This window comes from Bradyrhizobium tunisiense (assembly GCF_042263385.1).
Taxonomy (GTDB): Bacteria; Pseudomonadota; Alphaproteobacteria; order Rhizobiales; family Xanthobacteraceae; genus Bradyrhizobium; species Bradyrhizobium tunisiense.
Map to the genome: position 1 here is coordinate 267,789 of NZ_JBHLEV010000006.1, position 12,664 is coordinate 280,452.

Annotated in this window: 9 protein-coding genes; all 9 read left to right on the top strand. The window is 67.1% G+C overall.

All coding sequences use genetic code 11. From position 1 onward, the window contains the following. Positions 1 to 70 precede the first annotated feature (70 nt). Positions 71 to 3,574 carry a DNA polymerase III subunit alpha gene (gene dnaE / locus ACFDR6_RS25930; protein WP_375859970.1) on the top strand — a complete coding sequence of 1,168 codons (3,504 nt, stop codon included), beginning with the start codon at positions 71 to 73 and terminating at the stop codon, positions 3,572 to 3,574. Positions 3,575 to 3,687: 113 nt separating this feature from the next. After that, on the top strand, positions 3,688 to 4,431 hold the full coding sequence (locus tag ACFDR6_RS25935; protein ID WP_212089993.1) for a carbonic anhydrase: 744 nt from the start codon (positions 3,688 to 3,690) through the stop codon (positions 4,429 to 4,431). 266 nt (positions 4,432 to 4,697) lie between these two features. Next, on the top strand, positions 4,698 to 7,352 hold the full coding sequence (locus tag ACFDR6_RS25940) for a caspase family protein (protein WP_375859971.1): 2,655 nt from the start codon (positions 4,698 to 4,700) through the stop codon (positions 7,350 to 7,352). Between the two features lie 242 nt (positions 7,353 to 7,594). Continuing rightward, entirely contained in the window at positions 7,595 to 8,590 is a 996-nt protein-coding gene (locus ACFDR6_RS25945) for a 30S ribosomal protein S2 (RefSeq protein ID WP_212089996.1), read from the top strand. A 131-nt stretch (positions 8,591 to 8,721) separates the two neighbouring features. Continuing rightward, positions 8,722 to 9,645, top strand: a complete 924-nt coding sequence (tsf, locus tag ACFDR6_RS25950) for a translation elongation factor Ts (protein ID WP_317239340.1) — start codon at positions 8,722 to 8,724, stop codon at positions 9,643 to 9,645. Between the two features lie 60 nt (positions 9,646 to 9,705). Next, positions 9,706 to 10,422: a UMP kinase gene (gene pyrH / locus ACFDR6_RS25955; RefSeq protein ID WP_212090048.1), complete on the top strand. Its 717-nt coding sequence runs from the start codon at positions 9,706 to 9,708 to the stop codon at positions 10,420 to 10,422. A gap of 66 nt (positions 10,423 to 10,488) precedes the next feature. Then, positions 10,489 to 11,052 carry a ribosome recycling factor gene (frr, locus tag ACFDR6_RS25960; protein ID WP_212090051.1) on the top strand — a complete coding sequence of 188 codons (564 nt, stop codon included), beginning with the start codon at positions 10,489 to 10,491 and terminating at the stop codon, positions 11,050 to 11,052. A 10-nt stretch (positions 11,053 to 11,062) separates the two neighbouring features. Beyond that, on the top strand, positions 11,063 to 11,821 hold the full coding sequence (locus ACFDR6_RS25965) for an isoprenyl transferase (protein ID WP_212090064.1): 759 nt from the start codon (positions 11,063 to 11,065) through the stop codon (positions 11,819 to 11,821). Then, a complete protein-coding gene (locus ACFDR6_RS25970) occupies positions 11,818 to 12,660 on the top strand; it encodes a phosphatidate cytidylyltransferase (RefSeq protein WP_212090067.1) in 843 nt (280 codons plus the stop codon). Before ACFDR6_RS25965 ends, ACFDR6_RS25970 begins: the two co-directional genes overlap by 4 nt. Positions 12,661 to 12,664: the final 4 nt, after the last annotated feature.

The following is a 12,664-nucleotide window of genomic DNA, read 5'->3' on the forward strand; positions in this document are numbered from 1 at the left end:
TGGCGAGAGCATGATGCCTTGAAGAGCCGGCAACCGCTCCATCCCATCTGCAAGAGGCCGTCACGCGACCATGCCGAGCGCCGGATTTGTTCACCTTCACGTTCACTCGGCCTATTCGCTGCTCAAGGGCTCGATCAAGATCGCCAAGCTCGCCGAGCTTGCCAAGAAGGATCACCAACCGGCCCTGGCGCTGACGGACACCGACAATCTGTTCGGTGCGCTGGAGTTCTCCGACAAGATGGCAGGCTCCGGTATCCAGCCGATCGTCGGCTGTGAGCTGGCGGTCGATTTCGGTGACCAGGATCCGAACGCGCGCAACGCGATGGGGCCCTCGCGCGTGGTGCTGCTGGCGGCGCAGGAGCGCGGCTATCGCAGCCTGATGCGGCTGAACTCGCGCGCGTTCCTCGAATCGCCGGACAGCCATGCGCCCTTCGTCAAACTCGACTGGTTCGACGGGGAGACAGAAGGCCTGATCGCGCTGACGGGCGGACCGGACGGGCCGGTCTCGCTGGCGCTGGCCGGCGGCCATGCCGAGCTCGCCGCGCAGCGCTGCGAGCGTCTCGCCGGCCTGTTCGGCGACCGCCTCTACATCGAATTGCAGCGCCACAACACCGACAAGGAGCGGCGTGTCGAAAGCGGCCTGATCGACATGGCCTACGCCAAGGGATTGCCGCTGGTTGCGACCAACGAGCCGTATTTCGCCTCGACCGACGATTACGAAGCGCATGACGCGCTGCTGTGCATCGCCGGCGGGCGGCTGATCGCGGAGACCGAGCGCGAGCAGCTCACGCCCGATCACCGCTTCAAGACCCGCGCCGAGATGGCGGTGCTGTTCGCCGACATTCCGGAGGCGCTGGCCTCGACGGTGGAGATCGCCGAGCGCTGCTCCTTCCGCCCCATGACGCGCAAGCCGATCCTGCCGTTCTTCACTGTCGGCGCCGCGCAGAGCTCGGACGCCGCGGCGGTCGAATCGGCGGAATTGAAGCGCCAGGCGGAGGCGGGGCTTGCCAACCGCCTCAGCGTCCACGGCCTGTCGCAGGGCACCACGGACGAGGACTACAACAAGCGCCTGGCGTTCGAGCTCGACGTCATCATGCGCATGAAATACGCGGGCTACTTCCTGATCGTGTCCGACTTCATCAAATGGGCGAAGAGCCAAGGCATTCCTGTCGGGCCGGGCCGCGGCTCCGGCGCAGGGTCGCTGGTCGCCTGGGCGCTGACCATCACCGACCTCGACCCGATCAAGTTCGGCCTGCTGTTCGAGCGCTTCCTCAATCCCGAGCGCGTCTCGATGCCGGACTTCGACATCGACTTCTGCCAGGATCGCCGCGGCGAAGTGATCAGTTACGTGCAGCAGCGCTACGGCCGCGACCAGGTCGCGCAGATCATCACCTTCGGGACGCTGCAGGCGCGCGGTGTGCTGCGCGACGTCGGCCGCGTCCTGCAAATGCCTTACGGGCAGGTCGACAAGCTCACAAAACTCGTGCCGCAGAATCCGGCCGCGCCGGTGACGCTGGCCGCCGCGATCGAGAGCGAGCCAAAACTCCAGGCGTTTCGCGATGAAGATCCGGTGGTGGCACGCGCCTTCGACATCGCCCAGCGCCTGGAAGGCCTGACGCGCCACGCCTCGACCCATGCGGCCGGCATCGTGATCGGCGATCGTCCCCTGAGCGAACTCGTGCCGCTCTACCGCGATCCCAAATCCGACATGCCGGTGACCCAGTTCAACATGAAATGGGTCGAGCCGGCCGGCCTCGTCAAGTTCGACTTCCTCGGCCTGAAGACGCTTACCGTGCTCGACGTCGCGTGCAAACTCTTGAAGCCGCGCAACATCCATGTCGATCTTGCGACGCTGCCGATCGACGATGCCGAGAGCTACCAAATGCTGGCCCGCGGCGAGGTGGTCGGCGTGTTCCAGGTTGAAAGCCAGGGCATGCGGCGCGCGCTGGTCGACATGCGCCCGGACCGTTTCGAGGACATCATCGCGCTGGTGGCGCTGTATCGGCCGGGCCCGATGGCGAACATCCCGACCTATTGCGCGCGCAAGCACGGCGACGAGGAGCCGGAATATCTGCATCCCGTGCTGGAGCCGATCCTGAAGGAAACCTTCGGCGTCATCATCTACCAGGAACAGGTGATGCAGATCGCGCAGGTGATGTCGGGCTATTCGCTCGGCGACGCCGACCTCCTGCGCCGCGCCATGGGCAAGAAGATCCGCGCCGAGATGGACAAGCAGCGCGACATCTTCGTCGCGGGCGCGGTCAAGAACGGCGTTCCTAAGGGACAGGCCGAGACCATCTTCGAACTGCTCGCCAAGTTCGCCGACTACGGCTTCAACAAGAGCCACGCGGCGGCCTATGCGCTGGTGTCCTACCACACCGCCTACATGAAGGCGCATTATCCGGTGGAGTTCATCGCGGCGTCGATGACGCTCGATCTCAACAACACCGACAAGCTCTCCGAATTCCGCGCCGAGGCGCAGCGCCTCGGCATCAAGGTCGAGCCGCCGAACATCAACCGCTCCGGCGCGACATTCGAGGTCGGCGAGAAGACGATCTACTACGCGCTCGCAGCGCTCAAGGGCGTCGGCATCCAGGCGATCGAGCAGATCATCGAGGAGCGCACCAAGCGGGGATTGTTCACCTCGCTCGCCGACTTTGCCGCACGGGTCAATCCGCGCGCGATCAACAAGCGCATCATCGAAAGTCTCGCCGCCGCCGGCGCCTTTGACACGCTGGAGTCGAACCGAGCGCGCGTCTTCGCCGGCGCGGACTCGATCCTGGCCGCCTGCCAGCGCGCGCATCAAGCCGAAACCATCGGCCAGAACGACATGTTCGGCATGTCGGCGGATGCGCCGACCATCATGCTGCCGCAGATCGAGCCGTGGCTGCCGGCCGAAAAGCTCCGCCGCGAATACGACGCCGTCGGCTTCTTCCTGTCGGGCCATCCGCTCGACGATTACGCCACCGTGCTGAAGCGGCTGCGGGTGCAGAGCTGGGCGGAATTCTCGCGCGCGGTGAAGACCGGCGCCACCGCCGGCAAGGTCGCGGCCACCGTGGTCTCGCGCATGGAGCGGCGCACCAAGACCGGCAACAAGATGGGCATCATGGGACTTTCGGATCCCACGGGCCATTTCGAGGCGGTGCTGTTCTCCGAAGGCCTCGCGCAATATCGCGACGTGCTGGAGCCGGGCGCCGCCGTGCTGCTGCAGCTCGGCGCCGAGCTCCAGGGCGAGGACGTCCGCGCCCGCGTGCTGCATGCCGAGCCGCTGGATGATGCCGCCGCCAAGACGCAGAAGGGCCTGCGCATCTTCCTGCGCGACACCAAGCCGCTGGACTCGATCGCCAAGCGTCTGGCCGGTCCCGACATGGCCGCATCGAACGTCGCCGCGCCAAAGATCGGCAGTCCGGCCATCGCGCCGCGCTCCAATGGCGACGGCGAGGTCTCGCTGGTGATGATGCTCGACCTCGAGACCGAGGTCGAGATGAAGCTGCCCGGCCGCTTCAAGGTCTCGCCGCAGATCGCCGGCGCGATCAAGGCGGTCGCGGGCGTAGTGGACGTGCAGCAGATCTGACGCTTGCGCGCATTGCCGCAAACCAAAGCTTAACTAACAAGGTCACGCATGGTTTCGAAGTCTGCCGGCTACAGCTATCAGTTGTTCCCGGCGAGAACCAAGGAAGACGAATCATGTGTGACAAATGCTCTGAAAATCTGGATCAATCGCTTGCGACGTCCCGGCGCTCGATGATGCTTCTTGCCGCCTCGGCGCTGGGCGCAGCGGCCTTTGGCGGGGGCGCATCGGCCAAGGAGGCGAAGGCGCCGCCGAAGCCCCAGAACGTGCTGTCGCCCGATGCGGCGCTCAAGCGGTTGATGGAGGGCAATTCGCGCTATGTGTCGGGTGTGTCGCGCCGGCACGATTTTAAGCACGAGCGCGAGGCACTGGTCGGCGGTCAGAATCCGTACGCGGCCGTGTTGAGCTGCGCCGATTCGCGTATCGCGCCGGAATATGCCTTCGACAGCGGACGTGGTGATCTGTTCGTGTGCCGCGTCGCCGGAAACTTTGCCGGCGATGAGACCGTTGCCAGCATGGAGTACACCGTCGCCGTGCTCGGCACGCCCCTGATCCTGGTGCTCGGCCATGACAATTGCGGCGCCGTCGACGCGACGATCAAGTCGCTGAAGGACGACAAGCCGCTGCCGGGGCACATCCCGACGCTGGTTTCCGCGATCGCGCCGTCGGTGAAGACGGCGGCCCAGCAGAGTGGGAACGCGCTCGACAACGCCATTCGTCAGAACGTCCTCGACAACGTCGCCAAACTGAAATCGGCCGCCCCGATCCTCAACGCAGCGGTCGAGCAGGGCAAGCTCAAGGTGCTCGGCGGCATCTATCGTTTGAGCACCGGGACCGTCGAGTTGCTTGCCCAGAGCTGAGCCCCACTCCGGGGCTACCGGAGCCAGGCGGCCGCGCCTCTGCCCGTTGAAGGGCGGCCGCCAGGGCGCGACTTGAAGGAGCCTCGCGCAGTTTCCAGGCTGCGCCGAGGTTGGCTTGAGGCTGGTACAAGGCTGACCTCGGGCCGACGTCGTTCGCGCGTGGCCACGCCACCGCCTCAATCCGCGCCTTTCGTTCAACCGCCGTTCAGGCGGCCGAGCGCCTCATGCGCGGTGGCACCTCAACTGGAATAATGGGCAAGTAAACCATGCGTGGGACGCTCAGGGTCTTTATCTGCCTTTTCCTGCCGATCGTGATCGTTGCCGCCGGCGCGTCGGGACCAGTACGCGCCCAGCAGCAGGAGAAGCGCATCGCGCTCGTGGTCGGCAACGGCGCCTACGCCAAGTCGCCGCTGGCGACGACCGCGAACGATGCCGGCCTGATCGCCCAGACGCTGCAGGCGGCGGGCTTCGACGTGGTCGGCGCGCGCGATCTCGACGGCGACACGCTGCGCAAGAGCTTTCGCGATTTCGTCCAAAAGGCGCAGGCGTCCGGACCTGGCACGGTCGCGATGGTCTATCTGGCCGGCTACGGCGTGCAGCTTGCCGGCGAGAACTATTTCATCCCGGTCGATTCCAACATCACCCGCGACACCGACATCCCGACCGAGGCCCTGCGCATCAGCGACTACGCGCGCCAGCTCGCCGCCATCCCGCTCAAGGCCAACATCGTCGTGCTCGACGCCGCCCGCGCGCAGCCCTTCATCGAGGGCGGCCAGCCGATCGCCAGCGGGCTGGCGCTGGTCGAACCCGACGCGAACATGCTGATCGCCTTCAACGCCGCGCCCGGCACGGCGGCGCCGGAGGAGGCGGGGCCCTACGGCATCTACGCCCAGTCGCTGGCGGAGATGATCCGCACCGGCGGCCTGCCGTTGGCCGAAGTATTCGATCGCGTCCGCCTGCGCGTCAACGAGGCCAGCAAGGGCGCGCAAGTGCCCTGGAACGAGCAGAAGATCACGGCCCCGTTTTCGTTCTTCGAACGTGGGCCGGACGCGCCGCCGGAGGCCGCGAACGACCAGGTCGCTGCGATCCGGAGCAAGCCGATCCGCGATCTCGGCGTGCAGGATGCCTATGCAGCCGCGCTCGAGCGCGACACGCTGCCGGCCTATGAGGAATTCCTCGCGGCCTATCCCGGTGATCCGCTCGCCAAGCGCGTCAGGGCGATCGCGGCGGCGCGCCGCGAGGCGATCACGTGGCGGCGGACCTACCGCACCGACACGCCGGAGGCCTATTGGTCGTATCTGCGCCGCTATCCGCGCGGGCCCCATGCGGCGGATGCGCGTCGGCGCCTGGCGATCCTCACCGCGCCGCCCGAACCCCCGCCAACCTTCGCGATGATCGATTACGACGTGCCGCCACCGCCGCCGGAGGAGGTGTTCTATGTCGATCGCCCCGTGCTGTATTTCGGCGATCCTGATTTCGGCTTCGCGCCGCCACCGCCGCCGCCGGTCTATTATCTGCCGCCGCCGCCGCCGGATTTCGTCGTGCTGTCGCCGCCGCTGCCCGTGATCGGCCTGTTCGTGCTGCCGCAGCCGGTGTTCGTGCCGATCCCTGTGTTCGTCAGGCCGCCGTTGTATGTCGCGCCGCCGCCGAACAACATCATCTACCAGAACATCCACAACACCACGGTTATCAACACCGTGATCAATCGCCCGCCGCCTCCGCCGACGGGCGCGGGGCCCGCGCTCGGCAATCTGGCGCCGGCCGTCGCCGGCCGCGCCAACCCGGCGGGTCCGGCGGTGCCGCAGGCCGTCGTCCAGCGCGCTACCCTGATCCAGCAGGGCAAGGCGCCGATGCCGCCGAGCTCGACCATTCAGCCGACGGCAAGGCCCGGTATCGCGGCACCGGGGCCGGCCAATGTCGCTCCCGCCGCAATTGCGCAGCCGCCGGTCGGAGCCAAGCCGCCGCAGGCCAATACCTTGCCGGCGCCGGGCACTCCTGGCGCGCCACCGGCCGGGGCAGGGGCGGCGCCCGGCGCTGTCACGCCCGGCGGTACACCGAGCCCGACCGCCACGGCCCCGGCCGGCAATGCTGCCGTGACCCCGCAAGCGCCGGCACCGGCCAAGCTGCCGCAGGCCGATAAGCTGCCGCAGGCCAATACGCTGCCGACGCCCGGCACCCCCGGGGGACCGCCGCCTCCGGCAAGGCCAGGGGGCGGGCCCGGCGCTGCACCGTCGCAGGGCAAGCCCGTTGCGACCACCACGCCGCCCGCCGGGACGATCCCCCCGGCGCAGCCAAACGCTGCAACAACTCCGGCGCCTAACCAGCCGGTCCCGGGAGGTGCGCCGGCGCCATCCGCTGGGCTGCCCAGGCCCGGCGCATCGCCGCCATCCGCGACTGATCCCCGCGGCCGGCCGGGCGGCGCCCAGCCGGGCGTTTTGCCGTCCCCGAGCACGGCCGGTAGACCGGCGATCCCGACGCCGGTCAGGCCGGCGACGCCTCCACCGCCGCCCGTGGCAGCGCGGGAGCCTTCCAGAATTCAGGATCACCGGCCCGCTCCGCCACCGCAGGCGGCCAGGCCCGTCTCGCCCTCAACCCCTCCGCAAGCTTTGGCGAGACCGACGCCGCCGCCACGCGTCGCACCACCTCCGCCGCCGCGTGCAGCGCCTCCGCCCGTAGCGGCGCGTCCTGCAGCCCCGCCGCCTATGGCCCGGCCCGCACCGCCGCCTCCAATGGTGCGGGCGGCGCCACCAGCGCCACCGCCGCCGATGGCGCGGCCTGCGCCGCCGCCACCTCCCGTGGCGCGGCCTGCGCCGCCTCCCATGGCCGCCGCGCCGCCGCGTATGGCAGCACCGCCGCCACCGCCAGCGCGACCGGCCGGACCGGCACCAAGGGCTTGCCCGCCCGGCCAGCCCAGGTGTTAGGCGATAGGTGTTAGGCGATGGGTGCTAGGCCACCAGTGCCAGCCCATCGGGCGCCGGGAAGCGACCGAAGCTTTCAGGCGCCCTGATCGGCCGTTATTTCCTTGCTTCTGGCCGAAATGGCGCTATATAGCGCGCCATCTCACACGGAAACATGGCTCGCAAGGCCGTCCGGTGGCAACCGGGGCGAGGACGCTCCGTCTTGCTCACACGTTTCCGGAGGAACCAACCGGAGAATTAGAACGATGGCACTACCCGATTTCACTATGCGTCAGCTGCTCGAAGCTGGCGTGCACTTTGGTCACCAGTCTCACCGCTGGAATCCGAAAATGGCCCCCTTCATTTTCGGTGCTCGCAACAACATCCACATCGTCGACCTCGCGCAGACCGTGCCGATGCTGCACACGGCATTGCAGGCGGTCAGCGACACCGTCGCCAAGGGCGGCCGTATCCTGTTCGTCGGCACCAAGCGCCAGGCGCAGGATGGCGTCGCGGACGCTGCCAAGCGCTGCGCGCAGTATTTCGTCAATTCGCGCTGGCTCGGCGGCACGCTGACCAACTGGAAGACCATCTCGGCCTCGATCAAGCGCCTGCGTCACCTCGACGACGTGCTGGCCGGCGGCGATGCCAGCTCCTACACCAAGAAGGAACGCCTGACGCTTCAGCGCGAGCGCGACAAGCTCGACCGCTCGCTCGGCGGCATCAAGGACATGGGCGGTCTGCCTGACCTGATCTTCGTGATCGACACCAACAAGGAAGACATCGCGATCCAGGAGGCCCAGCGCCTCAACATCCCGGTCGCCGCGATCGTCGACACCAATTCGGACCCCAAGGGCATCACCTACGTGGTGCCGGGCAATGACGACGCCGGCCGCGCGATCGCGCTCTATTGCGACCTGATCGCGCGCGCGGCGATCGACGGCATCTCGCGCGCCCAGGGCGATTCGGGCATCGACATCGGTGCTTCGGCCAAGCCGATCGCCGAGGAGCTGCCGGCCGCTTCGTCGAGCGGCTTCCAGGGCCTTGCGGGTCCCCGCGGCACCGCCGACGACCTCAAGAAGCTCCCGGGCGTGTCGGGTACGATCGAGAAGAAGTTCAACGACCTCGGCATCTTCCATTACTGGCAGCTCGCCGAGCTCGATCACGACACCGCGCACAAGATCGGCGAAGAAGTCGGTCTGCCCAGCCGTGCGGATGCCTGGGTGGCCAAGGCCAAGGCGCTGACCGCGGAAGCGGAATAGTCAAAAAGAGCGATGGATTGGCCGGATAGGATCCGGCCACCGTTTCAGTTGACGCGAATCCCTGAGATGGACCGCGGCGAGGCGATCAGGCCGCGCCGCGGCGAACCGGCAGGCACAAAGGATTTTCAACGATGGCAACGATCACAGCTGCGATGGTCAAGGACCTGCGCGAGTCGACCGGCGCAGGCATGATGGACTGCAAGGCCGCGCTGACCGAGAACGACGGCAACATGGAAGCGGCGCAGGATTGGCTGCGCAAGAAGGGTTTGTCCAAGGCCGCTAAGAAGTCGGGCCGCGTCGCGGCCGAGGGTCTGATCGGCGCGCTCACCAAGGGCACCAAGGGCGTCGTGGTCGAGGTCAACTCCGAGACCGATTTCGTCGCGCGCAATGGTCAGTTCCAGGGCCTGGTCAAGATGATCGCCCAGGTCGCATTCGACGTCGGCGCCGATGTCGAGAAGATCAAGGCCGCCAAGGTCGGTGAGGTCACGGTCGAAGCCGCGATCAATGATGCGATCGCCACCATCGGCGAGAACATGACGCTGCGCCGCGCAGCTTCGCTCGAGGTGAGCCAGGGCGTCGTGGCCCATTACGTCCACGGTGCCGTCATCGACGGCGCCGGCAAGATGGGCGTGATCGTGGCGCTGGAATCGGCCGGCAAGGCCGACGAGCTCGCGGCCCTCGGCCGCCAGATCGCGATGCACGTCGCCGCCGCCAACCCGCTGGCGCTCGATCCGTCCGGCCTCGACCCGGCGGTCGTCAAGCGCGAGAAGGACGTGCTCGCCGACAAGTATCGCCAGCAGGGCAAGCCGGAGAACGTGATCGAGAAGATCGTCGAGTCCGGCCTCAAGACCTACTACAAGGAAGTCTGTCTGCTCGAGCAGGCCTTCATCCACGACACCGGCAAGTCGGTGGCGCAGGCGGTGAAGGAGGCCGAGGGCAAGGTCGGCGGCGCTGTGAAGATCGCGGGCTTTGTGCGCTATGCTCTCGGTGAGGGAATCGAGAAGCAGGAAAGCGACTTCGCAGCAGAGGTCGCCGCGGCCAGCGGCAAGAAGTAAGCGCCGGAACGTTCCTTCCGGCGTGCCGCCGGAAGCGGCGCCCGGACAAGGAAAGTGCTCATGACTGATCCGGTCTATCGTCGCGTCGTGATCAAGCTGTCCGGCGAATATCTCGCGGGACAGCAAGGGTTTGGCATCGATCAGCCGACCGTCGACCGGGTTGCGGACGATCTGATCGCGGCTCGCAAGCTCGGCACCGAGGTTGCGGTCGTGATCGGCGGCGGCAATATCGTGCGCGGCGTCGAGGTCTCGGCCCGCGGCGTGTCGCGCCCGACCGGCGACACCATGGGCATGCTCGCCACCATGATGAACTGCCTCGCGCTGGAAGCGGCGATCGAGCGCAAGGGCACGCCGGCGCGCACGCTGTCGGCCTTCGTCATGCCGGAGATTTCCGAGCTGTTCACCCGTACTGCGGCGCACAAATATCTCGCCGAGGGCCGCATCGTCCTGCTTGGCGGCGGCACCGGCAATCCGTTCTTCACCACCGATACGACCGCCGTGCTGCGCGCCGCCGAGATCGGCGCTCAGGCGGTGCTGAAGGCGACCAATGTCGATGGCGTCTACTCGGCGGATCCGAAGAAGGATCCGTCCGCGACGCGGTTCGACCGGCTGAGCCATTCGCAGGCGATCGAGGGCGGCTACAAGGTGATGGATGCGACCGCCTTCGCGCTTGCCCGCGAGACGTCGCTGCCTATCATCGTATTCTCGATCGCGGAGCCGGGGTCGATCGGCGCGATTCTGCGTGGCGGCGGCCACGGAACCATCGTCGCCGGCTGACGGCTCACGGGCGCGCCCTTCGGGAAGGGTGCCGAGCGGTCGCCGGGATTTTGAAGGAGAAACGTGATGCCCACGGGTAATTTCGACCTCAACGAAGTGAAGCGCCGCATGCAGGGCGCCGTCCAGTCCCTCAAACACGAACTCGGCGGTCTGCGGACGGGGCGCGCCTCCGCCTCGATGCTCGATCCGGTGCAGGTCGACGCTTACGGCACTCACATGCCGCTGAATCAGCTCGCCACCGTCAGCGTGCCAGAGCCGCGCCTGATCTCTGTGCAGGTCTGGGACAAGTCGATGGTCAAGGCGGTGGAGAAGGCGATCGTCGATTCCAATCTCGGCCTGTCGCCCGCGACCGAGGGCCAGGTGCTGCGTCTGCGCATCCCCGAGCTCAACGAGGAGCGACGCAAGGAGCTGGTGAAGGTCGCGCACAAATATGCGGAAGCCGCAAAGGTCGCCGCGCGCCACGTCCGCCGCGACGGTCTCGACGTCCTCAAGAAGCTCGAGAAGAATCACGAGATGTCGGAGGACGACCAGAAGCGCCACGCCGACGAGGTGCAGAAGGCGACCGACGGCACTATCGCCGAAATCGACCAGCTGCTGGCCGCCAAGGAAAAAGAAATCCTCACCGTTTAAGGCCGCCTTCATGTCCAACGCCGCCGCGCCCGCAACGGAAGGACCCGATCGGTCCGAGGCGCCCGCACATGTCGCCATCATCATGGATGGCAACGGGCGTTGGGCGGCCGCGCGCGGTCTGCCGCGTGCGGAGGGGCATCGCCGCGGTGTCGAGGCTCTGCGCCGCGTCGTGCGTGCCTCGCACGAGCTCGGCATCCGCTATCTCACCATCTTCTCCTTCTCTTCGGAGAACTGGTCGCGCCCGGCGAGCGAGATCGGCGATCTCTTCGGTCTGCTCCGCCGCTTCATCCGCAACGACCTGGCGAGCCTGCATCGTGACGGCGTCAAGGTCCGCATCATCGGCGAGCGCGAAGGGCTGGAGAGCGACATCTGCGCGCTTTTGAACGAGGCCGAAGAGCTGACACGCGACAACACGCGCCTCACGCTCGTCGTCGCCTTCAACTACGGCTCGCGGCACGAGATCGCGAAGGCGGCGCAGAAGCTCGCCCGTGAGGTCGCGGAAGGGAAGCGCGACCCTGATACGATCGACGCCGAGACGCTCGGGGCGCATCTCGATGCGCCCGATATTCCGGATCCCGATCTCATCATCCGCACCAGCGGCGAGCAGCGCCTGTCGAATTTCCTGATGTGGCAGGCCGCCTATAGCGAGCTCGTGTTCGTGCCGATCCACTGGCCCGATTTCGACAAGGCGGCGCTGGAAAGCGCGATCGCCGAATACGCCAGGCGCGAGCGCCGTTTTGGCGGTCTGGTCGCAAAGACCGCCTCGTGAGCGAACAAGATTCCGCACCGGCGGGCGCCAAGCCCGCCCCAAGCAATCTCGTGATGCGGGTCCTCGCAGCGCTGGTGCTGGCGCCGCTGACCATTGCGATCGCTTATGCCGGCGGCTGGCTGTGGGCGCTGCTCGTCACCCTGGTCTCGATCGGACTGTTCGCAGAATGGCTGATGGTGGTGGGCGCGGGATCGGCCGCGCTGACCGGGGCAGGGACGGTGGTCATCGCGATGATGGGGGCCGCTGTCGCTTTTGGCGGGCTCAAGACCTCCCTCATCGTCGGCCTCGTCGGCGGGGCGGTCGTAACGCTGATCGCGCGCGGCAAGTTCATTTGGGCGGCGACCGGATTCGCTTATGCAGCGGCGGCGCTGCTCGCCTCGATTCTGCTGCGGAAGGATCTCGCCAACGGTTTCTCCGCATTGATGTTCGTGCTGCTCGTGGTGTGGGCGACCGATATCGGCGGCTATTTCGCCGGCCGCAGCATCGGCGGACCGAAGCTCTGGCCGCGCGTGAGCCCCAAGAAGACCTGGGCGGGCGCTCTCGGCGGCTTTGGCGCGAGCCTCCTGGTTGCGGTCGGCTTCGCCGCTTGCGGGCTCGGAAAGATGGCGCCATTGCTCCTCGTCAGCGCCATCCTCTCGGTGGTGTCGGCGCTGGGCGATCTGTTCGAATCCGCAGTGAAGCGGCGCTTCGGTGTCAAGGATTCCAGTCACTTAATTCCCGGCCATGGCGGGCTTATGGACCGCCTGGACGGCTTTGTCGCCGCCATCCTGGCGGCATGGATTATCGGCTTTCTCCGCCATGGTGTGCATAGCGCCGGAAGCGGTCTTATGGTTTGGTGAGGAT

Coding starts and splice junctions, on each gene's coding strand:
- dnaE (WP_375859970.1), top strand. CDS start 71: ATGCCGAGCGCCGGATTTGTTCACCTTCACGTTCACTCGGCCTATTCG.
- ACFDR6_RS25935 (WP_212089993.1), top strand. CDS start 3,688: ATGTGTGACAAATGCTCTGAAAATCTGGATCAATCGCTTGCGACGTCC.
- ACFDR6_RS25940 (WP_375859971.1), top strand. CDS start 4,698: ATGCGTGGGACGCTCAGGGTCTTTATCTGCCTTTTCCTGCCGATCGTG.
- ACFDR6_RS25945 (WP_212089996.1), top strand. CDS start 7,595: ATGGCACTACCCGATTTCACTATGCGTCAGCTGCTCGAAGCTGGCGTG.
- tsf (WP_317239340.1), top strand. CDS start 8,722: ATGGCAACGATCACAGCTGCGATGGTCAAGGACCTGCGCGAGTCGACC.
- pyrH (WP_212090048.1), top strand. CDS start 9,706: ATGACTGATCCGGTCTATCGTCGCGTCGTGATCAAGCTGTCCGGCGAA.
- frr (WP_212090051.1), top strand. CDS start 10,489: ATGCCCACGGGTAATTTCGACCTCAACGAAGTGAAGCGCCGCATGCAG.
- ACFDR6_RS25965 (WP_212090064.1), top strand. CDS start 11,063: ATGTCCAACGCCGCCGCGCCCGCAACGGAAGGACCCGATCGGTCCGAG.